Genomic DNA, 20394 nt, shown 5'->3' with positions numbered 1-20394 from the left:
AAAGAAAAGCCCCGGAATAACGGCATTTCGTCTGGAAATCGCGCGAAATCAGGAGTCGGAAAAAGTTCTCTTTGCAAACCAGGGGCTGTCGCCAAATGCGCATCCTCAGCCAATTCCACTTGTACATCTTCCCTTAACGCCTAGGCTCTCGCTCACCGTTGGCTAGCTGCGCCGGCTGGGCTTTCATTTCGCAAGCCCCGACGCAGGGCCTCCGAGCAGATAACAAGCAGCAGAGGATGCTCGATGAAGGGAAACAAGATTCACCCCACACGGATCGCTTGCGCGGCGTCCCTGACATCCCTGTGTGGACTGTTTGCCGGGAATGTCGTCGCTGGGGGCATCATGATCTACGAGGCCGGTCAGGAAGGCAGTGGCCTGGCCAACGCCGGCTCCGCCGCGCTGGCCACCGACCCGAGCGTGTTGATGAGCAACCCGGCGGGTATCGCTGAACTGACCGGAACGCAGGTCAGCGCCAACGCGCAGGTCATCCTTGGCGACATTCAGTTCTCTCGCGACGGCAACAACCAGTTCAGCGGCAACGAAGGCGGCAATGCCCTGCAATGGCTGCCCGGCGCCAGCCTGTTCATCAGCCACCGGATCGACGACCGCTCGGCGATCGGCTTTGGCATGTACGGCAACTTCGGCCTGGCGCTGAACTATGACGATGACTGGGCGGGCCGCTATTTCACCCAGGAAGCGGCGGTCATCGGGGTATCCCTTCAACCCACCTTCGCCCACAAGTTCACCGACGACCTGTCCATTGGCATCGGTCCGCGCATCGTCTACGGCTATTACCGCAACGAGATGGCCATCGACAACAACCTGCTCGGCCTGCGGGACCGTCCGGATGGCCAGCTCGAATACAAGGACACCGACACCGGCGTCGGCGTCAACCTCGGGCTCCTCTACCACCTCGACGAGCGCACCCGGATCGGCCTCGCCTACACCAGCAAGGTGAAGCTGGAGTTCGAGGACAGCCCCGACGTGCGCAACGTCAGCAACCCGATCATCAATGCCGCCCTGAACCGCCTCGATGTCGACTCCCTCGAACTGGACATGAACGTGCCGCAGACCGTGCTGTTGAGCGTGGCCCACCAGCTCGATCCGCGCTGGAAACTGCTCGGCAGCCTGGGTTGGCAGGACTGGAGCGACTTCGGCGAGTTCGGTGTGGAAGTGGACGCCAATGCCGGGGGTGTCGAGCGCACCGTCGACCGCCAGTACAAGGACACCTGGCACGCCTCCGTCGGCGCGCAGTACCAGGCCACGCCGCGACTGCGCTGGAACATGGGCCTGGGCTACGACAGCTCGGCGGTCGACGACAAGGACCGCACCGTCGACAACCCGATGGCCGAGAGCTGGCGCCTGGCGACCGGGGTGAACTACCAGCTCGACGAGGGCCTGGACCTCCACCTGGCCTATACGCTGGTCTGGCTCGGCGACATGGACGACGAACAGACCAAGGCGCGCTCGGGCACCACCCTGTCGGGCACTTACCACAACGCGGCCCTGCACATCATCGGCGGCGGCGCGACCTGGCGCTTCTAAGGCCCGGCCGATGACGACGCCTATTGCGACACCACCCCCATTGAACACGCACTCATCCAAAAGGAACCCTGTGATGAACTGGAAGCTGTTGGCGTTACCGCTGTGCCTGGCCACTCTGACCCTGGCCGGCTGTGCCAGCAAGTATGTCGAGCCCGAGAAATACTCCGGCTTCCTCAAGGACTACAGCGTCCTCAAGGAAGAAAAATCGCCGTCCGGCGCGCCGGTCATGCGCTGGATCGATCCGAGCGTGGACGTGAGCCGCTTCAGCAGCGTCTACGTCGAGCCCAGCCAGCTCTATCCGCAGCCGCAGCCCACCGAGAAGATTCCGCAGAGCACCCTCACGGGGATCACCAGCTACTACGACCAGGCCCTGAAAACCCAGTTCGCCAAGGCCCTGCCGCTGGCCAGCGCCCCCGGTCCGGGCGTGCTGGTGGTGCGCCCGGCGATTACCGCCGTCAGCGCCTCGACCCAGGGCCTGCAACCCTACGAGGTCATCCCGATCGCCCTGGTGGCCGCCGGCATCAGCACCGCCGCCGGCATCCGCGACCAGGACACCAGCGTCGCCACCGAAGCGGCCTTCCTCGACGGCGGCAGCGGCAAGGTCGTCGCCGAAGTGGTGCGCAAGGGCGCCGGCACGGAGCTGGAGAACTCTTCCCAGGTCATGCAGGCCACGGACGCCCGCGCCGTGCTCGATGGCTGGGCCTTGGACATGCTGAAGTCCTACCAGGGCCTGAAAGGCAAGTAATCCCCGCCGCGCACATCAGCGCTCCTGATAACGCAAAAGCCCGCGACATGCGGGCTTTCTGTATGGCACGAACGCGACGGGCGATCAGTCGCGGTGCTTGTGCTTATGCTTGTAACGGGACTTGTGGTTGTCGTGGTGGTCATCGTCGTCGGCCAGGTTGTTGCCGATGGCGCTGCCCGCCGCGCCGCCCAGGCCAGCGCCGATGGCGCCGCCGGTGGAGCCGCCCACCTTGTTGCCGACCACCTGGCCACCCGCCGCGCCGAGGCCGCCGCCGATGGCCGCTTCGGTCTTCTTGCCGTCCTTCGCGCTCATCGCGCCACCGGCCGCGCCGCCGACGCCGGCACCGATCGCCGCGCCCGTGCTGCCGCCGACGGCCTGTCCGACTACGCTGCCGAGGGCGCCGCCAACGCCACCGCCGACTGCCGTGTTGGTGGTTTCGTCAGCAATGGCGTACTGCGCCGCAAGAATGCTGAAAGCAAGTGCAGAGAGTGATTTACGCATCATTCGGACCTCAAAACGGAAGCAAGACCGCAAGTCTGTAGTATCCGCAGCCAGCGAACAACGCAAGTCCGGGGGTTCATGGACTTGAATCAAGGGTGCGCGGATTAGCCTGGCCGCCTATCGCTCAATCGCCCTGCGGGTGGTTACTTCACCAGCCCCAGTTCCTTGGCGCGCAGGATGGCCTGGGTACGACGCGCCACGCCCAACTTCGTGTTGATGCTCTGCGCATGGCTCTTGACGGTGTGCAGCGAGATGAACAACTGCTCGGCGATCTCATGGTTGGACAGCCCCTGGGCGATCATCTTCAGCACGGCCAGCTCCCGCCGGCTGAGCAGCACCGCGGCGGACTGCCGGGCGTCCGCGCTCAGGGTTTCCTGTCCCCAGCGGATCAGGCCGGGATTCCGAAGGCTGCAGCCGTGCTCCGCGCTGGCCATGCCGATCTGCCGCGAGAGCGTCATGGCATCGAGCAGCGCACGCTGCGCCGTGCTTTTCTGGCCCTTCGCGTAGCAGGCCTCGGCAAGGCCGAACCAGAGCTCCACGGCGAGCGCGCGCCGGCCCTCGTCCAGGGCTTCCTGCAGCATCTCCTCGAACGCCGGGATCATGTCCTCGCCCGCCGCCAGGCGAGCCAGCGCCAGCGCCAGTTGCAGGCGTTGCACCAGTTCGGGATTGCCATAGGGCGGCCGGCGCCGCTCGGGGCCGGTGTACTGCGTCAGGCAGCTCTCCAGCGAACTGCGCGCCCGCTCGAACTGCCCTTCCTGGATCCACATTGCGGCCGCTGTCGTCGATGTCCTTGAACAGCCGGCTTTCGTCCTTGAGCTCGAAGTCGTACCAGTACTTGCCGCGCAGAAACACGCCGGTGTCTTCGTACTTCAGTTCAAGGTCGTGAATGCCCTTGAAGATCTTCGAGAAGGTTTCACCCTTCTTGAAGTTCAGGTGGCCATCGTCGGTGGTCTGCGACAGCCCCTTGCCGCCATTGTTGACCCCGATCAGGTCCGGGTCGCCCCCGCGAAGCGCCCAACTGGCCCCCACCGATAGCGACGAGTCGAACGTCCCCTCGATCTCCCCGATCGTAAAGGTCACTGCCTGCGCCTGGGCGGCGCAGCTCATTGCAATGGCGAGTGCAAGGGCATTGGGGCTGAATGATCCAGCGCGCGCTGTTTTTGTTGTCATGCGGCTTTCCCGTGGTTGGTATTGGCCCGGGAAAGCTAATCAGTGCACGGAATCCACGTAAGCGACGAAGTAGGGATTCCAGAATTCATACTTTGGTATGAGTGCGGCGAGGGACCTCGAACGGGAGGACGGAAATCGGTACGGCAAGCCCGGCCAGGCGGCCGCGACGGCCTGGCCCTGCCCCTGGGCATGGCATCGCTCGCCGACAGCCGGCGACGAACGGCTTCACCGCTACCGCACCCGCCCGTCAGGCAGCCGAGGCGAGAAAGTCGCGCCAGATCTGGCGGCCTACGCCATCGTAGTGCTTGACCGCTTCCCGGAAGGTCTGGCGGCTCGCCACGCTGACCAGGGGGGCCGGCAACAGGGGGTCGAACACCAATTGGCGTATCGCCTGGTCACCCAGGAGGTAGGCTTCACGGGCCGCATCGTCCAGCGGCATGTCCCGCAGGCGCGCGAGGGAGTCCTCGATCCGCCGCTGACCGTCCCGATAGGTGTGCTCCAACTGCTGGGAATCCCAGAGCCCCCTGGCCTTCGCTTCGCGTTCGGCATCGAGGTGCGTGACGAGGAACACGGGAACCTGTGCCTCCAGGCCGAGGCTCAACAGGCGCGCGCGAACGAAGGGCACGCCATCGGCGAAATTGTCCGGGCGCACATGGAGGCCTTCTTCCAGTTCGCGCATCCCCAGGAACGCCAGTGCCCGTTGGCGCGCGCGCAGCTCCTTGCGGTCGCTGCGGCCCTGCGCGGAAGTCGAGACGGTCACCCAGCCGCCGTCCCAGTTGCGCAGGCTCTGCTCGGCGTTTCGCCATGCGCTGACTTCCTGGGCCAGCGCCTGGCCATCGGCCCCCAGGCGGTAGGCGCCCCGCGCCACCGTTTCGATCAGGCCCGCGGCCTGGAGTCTCGCCAGGGCAACGCGGGTGTTGTTCGCCGAGATGCCGAACAGCGCGCCAGCCCGCACGGCACTGGCGGCATCCAGTTCCTCGTCCTTCCCGCTGCCAAGAAGTTTGAGTAGCAGTTGCCGAGGCGTGGGCGCGGCCTGCTCGGCGGCGGAATCAGGAATCAGATCAAGCAAGAGAGAGCCTCGATAAGCGGAAAGCAACATCTGGCGGCCCAATGAATATTACATTCATTGACCAAATAATCACCTCATGTGTAATTTATCGCCACAACCCCAATGGAGATGCGCCATGTCTGCCGATGTCCAGTTTAAGACCCACGAGGTAGAGAACCAACCACTGCCGATGGCGCCGCTCAACGCCTGGCTGAGCGATAAACCACTACAGGAGGCCGTCGAGAAGAACGGCGGGATCTGGGCGGAAAAGCACCTCTCCGATTTTGGCCAGGTTGCCGGCCGCGAGCAGATGGAGGCCGGCGAGCAGGCCAACCGCAACAAGCCGGTGCTTCACCCCTTCGATCGCTATGGCCGCCGCATCGACCACGTGGAGTTTCACCCCGCTTACCATGAGCTGATGCGCCAGGCCATGCGCGGCCAGGTGCACAGCTTCTCCTGGCGCCACAAGGAGCAAGCAGGCGCCCACGTGGTCCGCGCTGCGCTGCTCTACATGTGTAGCCAGGCGGATGCCGGTACGTGCTGCCCGCTCACCATGACCCACGCCTGCATCCCGTCGCTGATGCACTCTCCTGAAATCGCGAAGGAGTGGATCCCGCGCATCCTGGCTACCGAATACGACCCGAGAACACTGCCGGCGAACCAGAAAACCGCGCTGACCATCGGCATGGGCATGACCGAGAAGCAGGGAGGCTCCGACGTGCGCCGGAACACCACCCGCGCCATTGCCCAGGCCGATGGCAGCTACAGGATCGTTGGTCACAAATTCTTCTTCTCCGCCCCGCTGTGCGACGCCCACCTGATCCTCGCCCAGGCGGAGGGTGGCCTGAGCTGCTTCCTGCTGCCGCGCGTGCTGCCCGATGGCTCGCTGAACGACGTCCGCATCCAGCGCCTGAAGGACAAGCTGGGTGACTGGAGCAACGCCTCGTCCGAGGTGGAGTTCCAGGGTGCCACCGCGCACCTGATCGGTGTGGAAGGCCGTGGCGTCCCGGCGATCATCGAGATGGTCTCGCTGACCCGTCTGGATTGCATGATCGGCTCCACCGCCCTGATGCGCCAGGCGCTCGTCCAGGCCCTTCACCACACCAGCAACCGCGAGGCGTTCGGCCGCGTGCTGATCGAGCAGCCGCTGATGCGTAACGTGCTGGCCGACCTCGCGCTCGAATGCGAAGCCAGCGTTGCGCTGACCCTGCGCGTTGCACGCGCGGTGGATGCCGCGGGGCGTGATAGCCATGAGGCAGCCTTCGCCCGCATCGCCACGGCCATCGGCAAGTACTGGATCTGCAAACGAACCCCGGCATACGTCAACGAGGCCCAGGAGTGCCTGGGTGGCATTGGCTTCGTGGAAGAGAACATCCTGCCCCGCCTGTACCGCCAGGCCCCGCTGAACTCCATCTGGGAGGGAAGCGGCAACGTGCAGTGCCTCGATGTCTTGCGCGCGCTGCAGAAAGAGCCAGAGGTACGCCACGCGCTGTTCGTCGAACTGCAAGGCGCGCTGGGCAAGAATGCTCTCTACGACCAGCATGTGGCCTGGCTCAAGCACGCGTTCGAAGACGTGGCCACCCTGGAGGTCCGCAGCCGCCTGGTGGTCGAACGCGCCGCCCTGGCAATCCAGGCCGTGCTTCTGCTCAACACCGGCGATCCGCAGATCGCGGAAACCTTCTGCCGCTCCCGTCTGGCGCGGGAGCAGGGTTTTGCCTACGGCACGCTCGACCCCAGCGCCCCGCTGGATCTGCTCATTGCCCGGGCAAAACCTGCCGTGTGATGGCCGAACCCGCCTGGCCGACAGGCTTCCAGGCGTAGCCAGGTCGATCCTGGGCAGTTCGAGCGGGTACACAGGGGGGGGGGAAATCTCCCCCCTGTGTACCCGCTACGTCCCGTCTATTGCGCCCTTAAAAAATTACAAAACAAATCAAATAAATACATAAAATGTAATTTACGAACGATGACTTCGTTCACGTCCCCATCCCCCCGGTGTCTCCGCGGCTCATCCGTTGCGTGCTGCAGTTCGAATGCATCCCGCCGGGCACCAGGTCTGAAGCAAAGCGAACAAGGAGAACAACCATGAGCGTGCATCTGGGTCAGCTGCTTTCGCAGCGAGCCGTACTGAGCCCTTCGCGAGAAGCGCTCGTCACACCCACCGGGCGATGGACGTACAAGCAACTCGATCAGCGAGTCGGCAGGCTGGCGAGTTACCTGGATAGCCGGGGCGTGACCCAGGGCGATCGCATCGCCGTGCTCGCCCGGAACAGTGAGATGCTGGGCAGCACGCTCTTCGCTGCCGGGCGCCTGGGCGCCACGCTGGTTGTCCTGAACTGGCGCCTCAAGGTCGAGGAGCTGGAGTACATACTGTCAGACTGCACCCCGACCGTCCTGGTCTATGAGGACGACTTTGCCCAGACCGTCGGGCAACTGGCGGTACCGCGACCTCGACTCCTCCTGATCGGCTCCGGGCCGCACGACTCGGTTGCGCCGTACGAAAGCATCGTCGGCATGCCCCGGGACGTCTCCCCCCTCCTCGGTAGCCACGGCGGCGAGCACCCGGCGGTGATCATGTACACCTCGGGAACCACCGGGCATCCGAAGGGCGCGATGATTTCGCACAAGGCGATGATGGCGAGTTCCCAGGCCAACGTCTGTACCCTGGACTGGAGGCGGGACCATCGCTTCCTGCTGATTGCGCCGATGTTCCACATTGGCGGCCTGTCGCCCCTGGTGACCAATGTGCTCAAGGGTTGCACGACGATCCTGCAGCCTGACTTCGAGCCTCTCCAGGTCTGGCGGACGATCGCGCAGGAGCGCGTCACCAGCCTGATGACCGTGCCGGTCATGCTTCAGGCCCTCCTTGGCGTGGCGCAAAAGACACAGGTGGACAGCAGCAGCCTGCAATGGGTGACCTGCGGCGCGTCCGCCGTACCCAGGCCGCTGATCGAAGCCGGCATGGCCGCCGGCATAGCGGTCCAGCAGGTCTACGGATCGACCGAGTTCGGCGGCGCCATCAGCTTCTGGACCGCAGAGATGGGCCTGGATAAGGCGGGCTCCCAGGGCAAGGCGCTGCTCGGCGGCGAGGTGAAGGTGGTCGATATCGAAACCTTCGACGCCCTGGCGCCCGGCCAGAAGGGTGAAATCTGCTGCCGTGGACCCATGATGTTCGATGGCTACTGGGGGAATCCCAGCGCTACCCGTAGCGCATTGCGTGACGGATGGTATCGCACCGGCGACGTCGGCTACCTGGACGACGACGGGTTCATCCACGTGGTGGATCGCTGCAAGGACATGATCATCAGTGGCGGGGAGAACATCTATCCAGCCGAGCTGGAAGCGGTGATCCTGGGCCTGCCCGGTATCGCGGAGGTGGCGGTGGTGGGCCGTCCCGACGAGCGCTGGGGCGAGGTTCCCGTGGCGTTCGTCGTCGCCGAGGCGGGCGCCGGACTGACTGCCGATGCGGTGATGCAGGTGTGTCGCGAAAAACTCGCCGGCTTCAAGTGCGTGAAAGAGGTTCGCTTCATCGAGGCGCTACCACGCAGCGCGGTTGGCAAAGTGCTCAAGCGCGCGTTGCTTGCGTAGTAGTCCGCCAGCGGGCTCGGACACGGCCTTCCCGCCGAGCCCGCACCCCACACCCGAGGGGGAGCAGCGACGATCGCTGCCCCGCCCCCTGTACGCCCGCTATCCCTCCACCAGCAGATCCAGGCGCCTCAGGATACGGTCGATGTCCCGCCTCTGGGAGGCCGTCAGGCGCTGCTCCGAACCGATGGCCACGCGCTTGGCCGTCGGGTCGTTGCAGGTCACCGACAGGGCGTCGAAAACCTCTCCCAGCAGATCCCTGACCTTGTATTCAACCGCCAGCTGGCGCAGGCGGAAGCGCGCGACCTTGCCGAACGGGGTCAGCGGGAGCTCATCGAGCACGAAGACGTGCTTGGGCCGTGCCGGCGGCTCGGCGATGTGCTGCGTCACGAAGTCGGAAAGCTCCTCGGGCCGGACGGTCGTACCGGTGCGGGCGGCCACGAAGAGCACGGGGACTTCGCCGGCATAGTCGTCGGGCATCGCCACCGCTGCCGCCTGGCCCACGGACAGGTACTGCAGCGCGACGTCTTCGATGACCTGGGGATCGATGTTGTGCCCGCTCCGGATGATCACGTCCTTGGAGCGGCCGACGATCCTCAGCTCGCCATTCACCGCGACCTCGCCCAGATCGCCGGAGGCGAACCAGCCTCCTTGCGGGTCGTCGGTGATGCCTTGATCGGTCAGGTAGCCGTGGAAGACGTTCGGCCCCCGAACCAGGACTTCACCCTTAGCGCCTGGCCGGTACGCCGCACCGGGTTCGCCCAGGCTGATCTCGACGCCCGGGACCGGAGCGCCCGCCGCGTGCGCGGCACGCCGGTCGCCGATCAGTTGCGCGGTCGCGATCCCGCTGGACTCGGTCATCCCGTAGAGCTGGAAGATGGGTTTGCCTAGCCAGGCCTGCATCGTCTGGGAGAGGTCTTCCGACAAGGGGGAGCCGCCGGTCATGATCGCCCGGAACCCGCTGAGGTCCGACACCCCGAGCGGACTGTCCCGGATGGCCGCAAGGGAGGTCGGAACGGCGCCCAGCAAGGTGATCCTGTAGCGGGCGATCACCTCCCAGATCCGCTGCACCACCTCGGGGTTCCGCATGCCCAGGGCCGTGGGGAAGACGACCGTCGCGCCCACCGCCAATGCCGCCATGAGGGCATCGATGGCGCCGCCCACATGGAACAGCGGCAGTCCGCTGAGCAAGCGTTCGGACGGCTGGATACCCAGGCCGGCGCTCGCCATCAGCGCCGCCGCGGCCATATTGCGCAGCGAGAGCCGGGCCAGCTTGGGATGCCCGGTGGTGCCGCCGGTATGCACCAGCGCGCCAATCCGGTCAGGCGAACCCACTGCTTCAAATTCCGCGACGGGATGGCCGACGAAGGCGTCCCAGGCCAGGGGCACCTCAATGATCGTGGGCGCGATCACCATCGACTCCACCGCGCGCAGGACACGCGCATGCACATCCAGGGCCGGGTGCGGCCCCAGGGTCACGACCACACGGCAACGCGCAAGGGTCAGTTGCGTGCGTATGGCCTCTGCCGACAGCAGCAGGTTGACGGGAAACGCCACGGCCACGGCGCTCGCGGCGATGAGCGCGGACACGGCCTGGGGGACGAAGGGCAGCAGAATGGCGACGGACTCGTCTTCGCCAATTCCCGTCGCCTTCAGCGCCGCCGCGACCGTCCGCACGTCCTGCAACAGTTGCTGGTAGCTGATCGTCAGCGGCGCACCGGCAAGGTCGCCGGGAAGGAACTCCAGCGCGGTCTGGGTGGGCATCTGCCGCGCCGTGCAGGCAAGCAGTTCGAAGGGGGTGGTCGTCGACTCCATGCGATGTTGTATGCAGGAGCTGTTGGAGGTGGCAGTCGACATCGAGTACTCCTTGGGCCAGCAGGGAATCCACCGCCGCGCGGCCGGAACAGGCGCCGCGCGGCGCGTATGGGTTGATCGCGTCAGCGCTGGAGCCGGGCTTCCAGCTCCTTGATCAACTCACGGGCCTCTTCCCGCTCCGGGATCGGTCGACCGCTGTCACGCCACTGCACCGCCGCCTTGAAGCCCTCGGCCTGGGCGTAGCGGCGGAACCAGACACCTTCCGGGTTGTGGCGAGTGATGCCGTCGAACACCGTGGCCATCATCTGGGTCTGCTCCAGTCCCATCGTCAGCATCACCTGGTTCACCACCATCTTGTGCATGGCCAGGTGCGACTTGGGCACGCCGGCAATCCGCTCGGCGAGCTTCATCGTGGCGGCTTCCAGGTCATCCTTCGGCACCACCTCGTTGGCCAGCCCCCAGGCGGCGGCCGTGACCCCATCGATGGGATCGCCGGTGAACATCAGCTGCTTGGCCCGCGCGAAGCCCAGACGGAACGTCCACATGGCGGTCGTCGGGCAGCCCCAGACGCGCGTCGGCATGTAGCCGATCCTGGCGTCCTCGGCCATCACCAGCAGGTCGCAACTCAGCGCGATGTCGCTGCCGCCCGCCGCGGCATAGCCATGCACCTTGGCGATGGTCGGCTTGCTGCAGCGCCAGAGGCTCATGAAGTCCTCCGTGTTGCGCTTCATGAAGGCGTAATCGACCATCGGGTCCCAGGGGGTGCTCTCCTGCTGGCAGGGGTGATCCTGCATCTGCTCGGCGGACTCCGCCAGGTCGTAACCACCGCAGAACCCCTTGCCGGCGCCTTCGACGATGATCACATGCACCTCATCGTTGCCTTCCGCCCACTCCACGGCGGCGCGGATGTCGCGGGGCGTCTGGTTGGTGATTGCGTTGAGCCGTTCCGGGCGGTTGAGCAGCAGACGCGCGATGCGAGGCGACTGGCGATCCTGTTCGATGGAAACGGTGGCGAAGGTGGGCATATCAAACTCCAGGCAGATGGTCTTGGTTGATCGGGAGAAAACAGTCAAAATTGACTGTATGAGCGCACAGCAAAACAGTCAACGCTGACTGTAGCCATCATTCATCGAGTAAATGTCCCTGCATGCAGACAGCCACCAGCCCCACCGCCCCCTCCAGAAAACTCGCCACCCGCCAGCGCCTGCTGGACGCGGCGGTGTCCTCACTGATCGAACTGGGTGTCGCCAGCACCACGACGCTGGAAGTGCAGCGCCGAGCGGGCGCCAGCCGGGGCGCGCTGCTGCACCACTTCCCCACGCATGCCGCCCTGCTCTCGGCCACCATCGAGGAACTGGTTCGCCGCAACGATGAAGCGGTGCGCCAGGCCGAGTTGACGATGGGGGATGTCTTGAATCCGCTGGAGCGGGCGATCCGCATCCTGTCGACGATGAGCCTGCAGCCGGCGTTCCTGGCGGAGCTGGAACTTTGGGGAGCGTCGCGGACGGACAGCGATCTGCAGGCGGCCATTCGAAGCGCGGAGAGAGCGGCGCGGGTGGAGCGCGAACGCGTCGTGGAGAGTCTCCTCGCGGCTGTGCAGGACAGCCCGAACTACGAGGTCGTCAAATCCCTGAGCATTGCGTTTCTGCGCGGGATGGCGCTCTCGAGCGTTCTGGCGAGCAATCGGGAATACCACGAAAAGCTCATCGCCCAATGGGTGTGGGCGGTGCGCGTGCTGCTCGACGCCCCGCCCTTCCGGGAGGACAACTGACGGGGCTTCGGCCTGCGGGCAGGAGAAGCGTCCGCGGGACGCACTGGGCATCCCCCTCGGATCCGGCGCTCAGCTGACCCGCTGGTAACCGCCGGCCACTCCACGGCGGGACAGCACCCACTGCCACAACTGGATGTCGCGGGCGCGGAAGGCTCCGGCGCAGGACAGCAGGTAATAGCGCCACATGCGCCGGAAGCGTTCGCCCAGTTCCTCGGCGAAGCGCGGCCAGCTCGCCTCGAAGTTGCGTGCCCAGGCCATCAGCGTGCGGTCGTAGTCGGCGCCGAAGTTGTGCAGGTCCTCCACCACCAGCAGGCCGTCGGCGGCGTCGCCGATCTGGCCGATGGAAGGCAGGTCGCCATTGGGGAAGATGTACTTGTCGATCCAGCGGTCAGGCACGCTGCGGCGCTGGTTCTTGCCGATGGTGTGCAGCAGGAACAGGCCGTCGTCGTCCAGGCAGCGCGACACGACTTCCATGAAAGTCCGGTGGTTCTTGCGCCCGACGTGCTCGAACATGCCGATGCTGACGATGCGTTCGAAACGCTCGTCGAGGTCCCGATAATCCTGCAGGCGGAACTCCAGGGGCAGCCCGGCATAGCGCTCGCGCGCCCACTCGCACTGCTCGCGGGAGATGGTCACGCCGACGCACTCCACGCCGTAGCGTTCGGCGGCGAAGGCCATGAAGCTGCCCCAGCCGCAACCGATGTCCAGCACGCGCATCCCCGGACGCAGGTCGAGCTTGCGGCAGACCAGGTCGAGCTTGGCCTCCTGGGCGGCGGACAGGTCATCGGCATCCTTCCAGTAGCCGCAGGTGTAGGTCATGCGCGGATCGAGCATGGCGGCGTAGAAGTCGTTGCCCAGGTCGTAATGACGCTCGCCCACCGCCCAGGCGCGCTGGGTGGTCTGCAGGTTGCACAGGCGCGCCTGCAAGGCGTGCAGGATCAGCGAGGTGGGGCTGACCTGGTCGACCACGCCGCTGCGCAGCAGGCGGGAGAAAAATTCGTCGAGCTGGTCGCTGTCCCAGTCGCCGGCCATGTAGGCCTCGCCGAGGCCGAGGTTGCCCTGGGCCAGGGCACGCTGCGGCACGTCGGGATGGTTCAGGCGCATGTCCCAGGGACGCTCGCCGTCGAGGCCGAGACCGGCCTGGGCGAGCAGCGAACGGGCGAAACGATGGGCGCGGCTGTCTGCAGCCGGATGGATCGGGCTGGTGGTGGAGAGCTCGGAAGGCATGGGTTTTCCTTTTTTTCTGAATTTCCGTCTGCGCTCAGGCGTCGTCGCGGTGCAGACGCAGGACCGCGCGCAGTTCCTCGCGCAGCCAGGCCTGGCGGATGTGTGGCAGGCGTTCGGCGAGGCGCCGCGCCACCCAGCGCTGGCCGCGGGCGATGAACCGCAAGCGCTCGGCCAGGTCGTCGATACTCATGGCCTTGGCGTGGAAGGCGCCCAGTTCGTGGCCGGGCTCGGCGCCCAGGCGCTCAAGGCTGCGCCGCAGGCGGCGGCAACTCTCCGCCTCGCCCAGGTGCAATTCGTGCAGACGCCGCAACAGCTGCGGGTCTTCGGTCTGCCGGGAACTGTCTTGCATCACCCGAGCCCCGGCGCGCTCGGCGCGCAGCAGCTCCTGCAGCCAGTCGATCAGGTCGGCGTCGCACGGGCCCTGCGCATGCAGGCGGGCCAGGCAGGCTTCGGCTTCGTCCACCAGTTGCGCGAGGCGCGCGGCGGCCGGGCGGATGTCGTGCAGTTGGCTGCAGGACTGCCCGGCGTAGATCGGCATATCCTCCAGGCGCCCCTTGGCATCGCGCAGCGGCGAATCGGTAGAGAACAGGTAGATGGCGCCGCCGTCCTGCTCGCCGATAACCGGCGTTTCACGGCGCGCATGGAGCTCGGCGTAGTCGCCGCGGGTGACGGCGTTGGACAGCACGCGCACCGGCGCCGGCATCGGCCAGTTGCGGAAGAAGGCTTCGGTAAGCAGGGTCTGCTCCGCCTCGGCCTCCACCAGGCAGCGCTTGTGGTATGTGTGGGCATAGGACTCGTCGGTGGCGAGAAACGCCGATCCGCAGGCCACGCCCTGGGCGCCCAGGGCCAGCGCGGCGACCACGGCGGCGCCGCTGGCGATTCCGCCGCAGGCCACCACCGGCGCTTCGCCCAGGGCCACCAGTTGCGGCACCAGTGCCAGGGTCGAGATCTCGGCGCGCACGTGGCCGCCGGCCTCCAAGCCCTGGGCGATCAGTACGTCGACCCCGGCGCGCAGCGCGGCCTCGGCGTCGGCGCGATTGCCCACCTGGTGCAGCACCAGCACGCCGGCCTCCTTTAGGCGGCGGATCACGTCCGCCTGTACATCCCAGAACAACGCCACCGCCGGGACCTGCAATTCCAGGCAGGTGCTCAGCTGTGCGTCGAACAGGTCCGCCGGGGTCGCGGCCGGGATCAGGTTCACGGCGAACGGCTGCTGGCTCAGCGCCCGGTAGGCGGCGACCTCGCGGCGAATCAGCGCAACCGGCTCACGAACCATGCCCAGGCAGCCGAAGCCACCCGCGTTGCCGACCGCGGCGGCCAGTTCATGACGGGCCACGCCGCCCATGCCGGCGCAGATGATCGGCACCTGGCATCCCAGGAGTTCGACCAGGGGAGTTTGCAGAGCGGCGTGCGGCATGGTGGTACTCCTGAAGCCGCATGGCAGAGCGGCGACAGGTCAATACTAGGCCGGGTGCTTAACTGAACTTAAATGAAATTTAATGGCGCATGAGTTCACTAAAATGAATGGATCAGCGCCTCAGTACTCACTACCCTCCCCGCTACAGCCCTTGCTCCTTCTGCCTGTGCAGGGATGCGGCAAAGGGTCACGCACGGCCCCCTGGTCGCGTTGATATAAAAATTAGTTCATTCAGCATTCATTATTATTAGTTTGTTGCAGGCCGGGCCGCTCAAATGGCCAGGCCCCAGAACGCATACCCCTTCGTGCCCCCGGTTGCCGATAGTTCTGGCGCACAGCCGATAGCCGTCGCTATGCGCTCGCGATTTGCCATAAACATATGGATATCCGTATATTTGATTATCCATATGTGAAGGCACCTGCCCGTGATCACCCCTCCCGAAGTCTTCAAGAGCCTGGCCGACGAGACCCGCGCCCGCGCCACCCTGCTGATCGCCAACCTGGGCGAACTCTGCGTCTGCGAGCTGGTGTGCGCCCTCGATGACAGCCAACCGAAGATCAGCCGCCACCTCGCCCAGCTGCGCAGCAGTGGACTGCTGATGGATCGCCGCCAGGGCCAGTGGGTCTACTACCGCCTCAATCCGCAATTGCCCGCCTGGGTGCACGAGATGCTGCAGGTCACCCTGCAGGCCAACGCGCAATGGCTGGCCGACAACACCCTCCGCCTGCAGAACATGGACGGCCGCCCCGTCCGTGACGCCGCCTGCTGCTGATTCCTCCCCCTCCCTTCGAGCAGGTCTCCCATGCTGATCGCTGTCGCCGTCTTCGTTTTCACCCTCGTCCTGGTCATCTGGCAACCCAGGGGCCTGGGTGTGGGCTGGAGCGCCGCTGCCGGCGCGATCATCGCCCTGGCGACCGGTGCGGTGTCGCTGCACGACATCCCCACGGTGTGGGCCATTGTCTGGAACGCCACCGCCACCTTCATCGCCGTCATCATCATCAGCCTGCTGCTGGACGAGGCAGGCTTCTTCGAATGGGCGGCCCTGCGCGTGGCGCGCTGGGCGAAGGGCAGCGGCTACCGCCTGTTCGCCTTCTGCGTACTGCTCGGCGCAGCCGTTTCCGCACTGTTCGCCAATGACGGCGCGGCGCTGATCCTCACGCCCATCGTCATGTCCATGCTGTTGGCCCTGCGTTTCTCGCCCGCCGCGACCCTGGCCTTCGTCATGGCCGCCGGCTTCATCGCCGACACGGCCAGCCTGCCGCTGGTGGTCTCCAACCTGGTGAACATCGTCTCGGCCGACTACTTCGGCCTGGGCTTCGCCGAATACGCCTCGGTGATGGTGCCGGTGAACCTCGCCAGTGTGGCGGCCACCCTGCTGGTGCTGTTCCTGTTCTTCCGCCGCGACATCCCGAGACAATACGCAGCCGATGCGCTGAAGGAGCCGAAGGCGGCGATCCACGACCGCGCCACCTTCATCGTCGGCTGGTGGACGCTGCTGGTATTGCTGGCCGGCCTGTTCGCCCTGGAGCCGCTGGGCATTCCAGTCAGTGCCGTGGCCGCCGCCTGCGCTGCGATCCTCTTCGCCGTCGCCGCTCGCGGTCACCGCATCTCCACCCGCCGCGTACTGCGCGAGGCGCCCTGGCAGGTGGTGATCTTCTCCCTTGGCATGTACCTGGTGGTGTACGGCCTGAAGAACGCCGGCCTCACGGACTTCCTCACTCACCTGCTCGACCGTCTTGCCGGGCAGGGACTGTGGAGCGCCGCCATCGGTACCGGCCTGCTCTCGGCGCTGCTGTCCTCGGTGATGAACAACATGCCCAGCGTGCTGATCGGCGCCCTATCGATTCAGGCGAGCGATGCCGAGGGCCTGATCCGCGAGGCGATGATCTACGCCAACGTCATCGGCTGCGACCTCGGCCCGAAGATCACCCCCATTGGCAGCCTCGCAACCCTGCTCTGGCTGCATGTGCTGGAGCGCAAGGGCATGCGGGTCACCTGGGGTTACTACTTCAAGGTTGGCATCCTGCTCACCCTTCCGGTTCTGCTGATCACCCTTTCGGCCCTGGCGTTGCGCCTGAGCCTCTGACGTCCGCCCCGAAGCGGCAGGAGCCCCCATGCGAGTCCTGTTCATGTGCACGGCCAACAGTTGTCGCAGCATCCTTTCCGAAGCGCTGTTCAATCACCTGGCGCCGGAAGGCTTCGAGGCGGTGAGCGCCGGCAGCTTCCCCAGGGGCCAGGTGCTGCCGCGCAGCCTCACCACCCTGCAGCAGGCCGGTATCTCCATCGCAGGCCTGAGCAGCAAAGGCAATGACGCGTTCGAAGGCAATCCGCCAGACATCGTCATCACCGTCTGCGACAAGGCCGCCGGCGAAACCTGCCCGGTGTACTTCGGCCCGGCGCTGAAGTCCCACTGGGGGCTGGAAGACCCATCCGAGGCGGTTGGCGACGAGGCCTCTATCGACGCCGCCTTCCGCGCCACGCTGGCTCGCATCGAGCAGCGCTGCCGGGCCTTCTTCGCCCTTCCTTTGGCCACCCTCGGCCGCGACGAACTCAAACGCGAGCTGGATCGCATCGGCGCTCTCTGAGCGGCCGATGGCTAGCGAGTTCCACGGGAAAGCCGGCGTCCGGCCATAACGGCCCAAAACCGCCTGAAACTTCACACAGCGCACGAAGCGAGCCGGGCTATCATGATGGCGGTGCCCATCGGCTTCCGGGCCAGGTGGCCCACAAGGAGACGCTTCGTGAATCGGACTCAGTTGCTCATTGCCTCCTGCCTGTCGGCAACCTCGCTCCTGGCCTTTGCAGACAATGGACGATTCCTGCAGAGCCGCGTCTACGAACTGCGCGAAGACACCTCCCCGCCGTCCTGCGTCGAGTGGCCGTCCGGCCTGCCGGACGGCGTCTGGGGTAGCGCCGGAGACTATGGGCAGAAGGCCGAGCGGCTCATGGGCAATGGCGACATCCTGGTCGCCTCGGCCATCTACACCGCCACCGGCGAGCGGGTTTCCCATGCGTTCTACAAGAACAGGGAGACCTGCCAGAAAGACCTTTCCCAAAGGCCGGACTTGCGTCCGGGCAGCACGGCAGCCACCACCCCGGTGAAAAGCCCCGTGGAAAGCTCGAGCTATGTCGAGCGGCTGCAGCGTGATTTCGGACAGAGAATCTATTTCAGCTCGTCCAAGGCCGAGGCGATGGTCAGGAAGATCAACATCGACTGCAACGCCCCGGATGGCCGCTACCTGCCCCTGTACAACGCGCTGCTGGCGCGGCTGGATGAAGCGAGCACAGCGGACGCCTGGATGGAAACCAGCGTGGTCAACCACGGGAGCGGCATCCAGGTTTTCGACAGCGTTCGCCTGAAGAGCGGGAAGGAACTCACGCCCCAACTGACCCTGGAAATCAACGAATGGGGTGCCGTTGAAACGCATGGGGTCCGGGCCGACGCGCTCTCCAATGCCTGCTTCGGCTCCTATGGCCCGATCTGGAAGCTCTAGGTCCCCGGCGCTCCCCCGGTCAGCGCCGGACGCGGCTGCCATTTTGCCTTGCCGAGTGCGCCTCCGGACGCCCGCAACAATCTCGTAATTCTTTGAATCTACTGGATTTTCCTTACCAGACAGGCCGTTCACCGCCTATGCTTGCCGGCCGGCAAGTTGCCAGGGATCACCCATACTCATTCTGCATCCGTGCCCTGCGGCATACGGGGCAGCGAGTGATGAACGAGCTACAAGGAGGCTGACGAATGCCACATGACGGAAGCCTGCTGCAGGCCACGGTGATTTTCCTGCTGGCGGTGGTCATTCTGGTGCCGCTGGCGCAACGCCTGAAGCTCGGCGCGGTACCGGGCTATCTGCTGGCCGGCATCCTGATCGGCCCTTCGCTGCTTGGCCTGGTCAGCAATCCGCAGAATGTCGGCCGGCTTTCGGAAATGGGCGTGGTGATGCTGCTCTTCATCATCGGCCTGGAGCTCTCGCCGCGTCGACTCTGGATGATGCGCCGCTCGCTGTTCGGCGTCGGTTCCCTCCAGGTAGGGCTGACCGCGGTCGTCCTCGGCCTGCTGGCGTACCTGCTGTTCGGCCAGTCACCGGCCGCCGCCCTGGTGCTGGGAGTGGGCCTGGCGTTGTCGTCCACCGCCTTCGGCCTGCAGGTTCTGGCTGAGCGCAAGGAGCTGGGTAAACCGCACGGTCGCCTGGCCGTGGGCATCCTGCTGTTCCAGGACATCGCCGCCATTCCGCTGATCGCCATCGTACCGCTGCTGGGCGGCGGTGGCAGCGCCACCAGCGAAGGCGTACGGCCCCTGCTGACGGTCGCGCTTGGCATCGGCGTGGTGATCGTCGGCGGTCGTTACTTGCTGCGCCCGGTCTTCACCTGGGCGGTTGGCTCCGGGCTGCGCGAGCTCTCCACCGCCACCGCCCTGCTGGTGGTCCTGGGCACGGCCTGGGTGATGGAGCACGTCGGCGTCTCTATGGCGCTGGGCGCCTTCCTGGCCGGCATGCTGATGGCCGAATCGCAGTTCCGCCACGAACTGGAATCGCAGATCGAACCGCTCAAGGGCCTGCTGCTGGGGCTGTTCTTCGTCGGCGTGGGCATGACCGCCGACCTGCGCCTGCTGTTCGGCGCACCGCTGCTGGTGCTGGGCCTCACTCTGTTGCTGGTGGGCATCAAACTGCCGCTGCTGTATGGCATCGGCCGTCTCTTCGGCGGCCTGAACCGGGCGGAGGCGACCTGCCTGGGCGTGGTGCTGGCGTCCGGCGGCGAGTTCGCCTTCGTGGTGTTCAAGCTGGCGCTGGAGCACCGCCTGCTGGAACAGCGGATGCACGACGTGCTGGTGCTCGCCATCACCCTGTCGATGGCCGTGGTGCCGCTGGTGATGATGGCGCTGGCGCGCCAGTTGCGTGGCGACACGGCGGCCGCCGCCGTACCGGATGGGCCACCGGAGGTGAGTGACGAGCCGAAGGTGGTGATCGCCGGCATGGGTCGCATGGGCCACGTCATCGCCAATCTGCTGCAGGCCCAGGGCGTGCCGGTGGTCGCCCTGGATACCTCGATGGACGCCCTGGGCCGCCAGGGCGAGGAAGGCCGCGTGCCGGTCTTCTATGGCGATCCGACGCGCCCGGAAATCCTCCACGCCGCCAAGGTCGGCCAGGCCGAACTGGTGATCGTCGCCACTGACGATCCGCAGATCAACCTGGGCACGGTGGACGCCCTCGCCCGCCTCTACCCGCAAACGCGGGTGATCGCCAGGGCGCACAACCGCAAGCAGGTGCTGCAGTTGCTCGACCGGGGCGCCAACCCGGTGCGCGAAACCTTCCATTCCAGCCTGGAGATGGGTCGTCGCGCCTTCATCGAACTGGGCGCGAGCGAAGAACAGGCCACGACCTGGGTACGCCGCTACCAGCAGCAGGAAGCGCAATCGCTGCTGGAGTTGCATCGCCAAGGCCGCGACGACGAAACGGGCGGCCGATTCGATGATGCCGGCGTTATCGTCGCCGGCGTCACCTCGCCCACCCCGGAGCAACCCTTGGAAAGCGCCGCGCGGCGCGACGATCGTCCGACCTGAAGTCGTCGATCCGGA

The 20394-nt window shown here is 65.9% G+C and carries 16 protein-coding genes and 2 pseudogenes; 10 read left to right on the top strand and 8 right to left on the bottom strand.

The window, feature by feature from the left end; all coding sequences use genetic code 11:
• Positions 1-243: 243 nt before the first annotated feature.
• Together H681_RS12100 and H681_RS12095 are read left to right on the top strand one after the other, a co-directional pair.
• Positions 244-1545, top strand: a complete 1302-nt coding sequence (locus H681_RS12100; RefSeq protein ID WP_041711951.1) for an OmpP1/FadL family transporter — start codon at positions 244-246, stop codon at positions 1543-1545.
• Positions 1546-1618: 73 nt separating this feature from the next.
• Positions 1619-2290 (top strand): DUF3313 domain-containing protein, encoded by a 672-nt coding sequence (locus tag H681_RS12095; RefSeq protein WP_015477147.1) that lies wholly within the window; start codon positions 1619-1621, stop codon positions 2288-2290.
• Positions 2291-2374: 84 nt separating this feature from the next.
• Here the strand turns inward: H681_RS12095 and H681_RS12090 are convergent, their stop codons facing one another.
• The 4 genes and pseudogenes from H681_RS12090 to H681_RS12080 all read right to left on the bottom strand — a co-directional run bounded on the left by H681_RS12090 (position 2375) and on the right by H681_RS12080 (position 5030).
• Complete coding sequence (locus H681_RS12090; RefSeq protein WP_041712582.1) at positions 2375-2791, bottom strand: glycine zipper domain-containing protein; 417 nt, start codon at positions 2789-2791, stop codon at positions 2375-2377.
• Between the two features lie 143 nt (positions 2792-2934).
• Positions 2935-3123 (bottom strand): annotated as a pseudogene (locus tag H681_RS27215) (response regulator transcription factor); the annotation flags it as partial.
• Positions 3124-3559: 436 nt separating this feature from the next.
• A pseudogene (locus H681_RS26220) lies at positions 3560-3961 on the bottom strand (DUF1302 domain-containing protein); the annotation flags it as partial.
• Between the two features lie 247 nt (positions 3962-4208).
• Positions 4209-5030: a PaaX family transcriptional regulator C-terminal domain-containing protein gene (locus tag H681_RS12080; RefSeq protein ID WP_015477144.1), complete on the bottom strand. Its 822-nt coding sequence runs from the start codon at positions 5028-5030 to the stop codon at positions 4209-4211.
• 115 nt (positions 5031-5145) lie between these two features.
• Here H681_RS12080 and H681_RS12075 point away from each other — a divergent pair, with 115 nt between their 5' ends.
• Entirely contained in the window at positions 5146-6792 is a 1647-nt protein-coding gene (locus tag H681_RS12075) for an isovaleryl-CoA dehydrogenase (protein WP_015477143.1), read from the top strand.
• A 299-nt stretch (positions 6793-7091) separates the two neighbouring features.
• Positions 7092-8594: an acyl-CoA synthetase gene (locus tag H681_RS12070; RefSeq protein ID WP_041711950.1), complete on the top strand. Its 1503-nt coding sequence runs from the start codon at positions 7092-7094 to the stop codon at positions 8592-8594.
• Between the two features lie 99 nt (positions 8595-8693).
• Here H681_RS12070 and H681_RS12065 read toward each other — a convergent pair whose 3' ends face one another.
• Entirely contained in the window at positions 8694-10448 is a 1755-nt protein-coding gene (locus tag H681_RS12065) for an AMP-binding protein (RefSeq protein WP_015477141.1), read from the bottom strand.
• Between the two features lie 80 nt (positions 10449-10528).
• The gene (locus H681_RS12060; protein ID WP_015477140.1) at positions 10529-11431 is read right to left on the bottom strand and encodes a crotonase/enoyl-CoA hydratase family protein; all 903 of its coding nucleotides are present in this window, start codon (positions 11429-11431) and stop codon (positions 10529-10531) included.
• 122 nt (positions 11432-11553) lie between these two features.
• Between H681_RS12060 and H681_RS12055 the strand changes: the two genes are divergently transcribed.
• A complete protein-coding gene (locus H681_RS12055; RefSeq protein ID WP_015477139.1) occupies positions 11554-12177 on the top strand; it encodes a TetR/AcrR family transcriptional regulator in 624 nt (207 codons plus the stop codon).
• Between the two features lie 69 nt (positions 12178-12246).
• Here H681_RS12055 and cfa read toward each other — a convergent pair whose 3' ends face one another.
• Together cfa and H681_RS12045 are read right to left on the bottom strand one after the other, a co-directional pair.
• Complete coding sequence (gene cfa / locus H681_RS12050; protein ID WP_015477138.1) at positions 12247-13404, bottom strand: cyclopropane fatty acyl phospholipid synthase; 1158 nt, start codon at positions 13402-13404, stop codon at positions 12247-12249.
• A 34-nt stretch (positions 13405-13438) separates the two neighbouring features.
• Positions 13439-14821: a nitronate monooxygenase gene (locus H681_RS12045; RefSeq protein ID WP_015477137.1), complete on the bottom strand. Its 1383-nt coding sequence runs from the start codon at positions 14819-14821 to the stop codon at positions 13439-13441.
• A gap of 425 nt (positions 14822-15246) precedes the next feature.
• Here H681_RS12045 and H681_RS12040 point away from each other — a divergent pair, with 425 nt between their 5' ends.
• The 5 genes from H681_RS12040 to H681_RS12020 all read left to right on the top strand — a co-directional run bounded on the left by H681_RS12040 (position 15247) and on the right by H681_RS12020 (position 20379).
• Complete coding sequence (locus tag H681_RS12040; RefSeq protein ID WP_015477136.1) at positions 15247-15594, top strand: metalloregulator ArsR/SmtB family transcription factor; 348 nt, start codon at positions 15247-15249, stop codon at positions 15592-15594.
• Between the two features lie 30 nt (positions 15595-15624).
• Complete coding sequence (locus H681_RS12035; protein ID WP_015477135.1) at positions 15625-16908, top strand: arsenic transporter; 1284 nt, start codon at positions 15625-15627, stop codon at positions 16906-16908.
• A 28-nt stretch (positions 16909-16936) separates the two neighbouring features.
• Positions 16937-17407 carry an arsenate reductase ArsC gene (locus H681_RS12030; protein WP_015477134.1) on the top strand — a complete coding sequence of 157 codons (471 nt, stop codon included), beginning with the start codon at positions 16937-16939 and terminating at the stop codon, positions 17405-17407.
• A 156-nt stretch (positions 17408-17563) separates the two neighbouring features.
• On the top strand, positions 17564-18316 hold the full coding sequence (locus tag H681_RS12025; protein WP_051070432.1) for a hypothetical protein: 753 nt from the start codon (positions 17564-17566) through the stop codon (positions 18314-18316).
• 245 nt (positions 18317-18561) lie between these two features.
• The gene (locus H681_RS12020) at positions 18562-20379 is read left to right on the top strand and encodes a monovalent cation:proton antiporter-2 (CPA2) family protein (RefSeq protein ID WP_015477132.1); all 1818 of its coding nucleotides are present in this window, start codon (positions 18562-18564) and stop codon (positions 20377-20379) included.
• The last annotated feature ends 15 nt before the right edge of the window (positions 20380-20394 follow it).

Source organism: Pseudomonas sp. ATCC 13867, assembly GCF_000349845.1.
In the GTDB taxonomy this organism is placed as follows: Bacteria; Pseudomonadota; Gammaproteobacteria; order Pseudomonadales; family Pseudomonadaceae; genus Pseudomonas.
The sequence above is the reverse complement of the archived record's forward strand: the minus strand, read 5'-3'. Positions and strand labels throughout refer to the sequence as shown.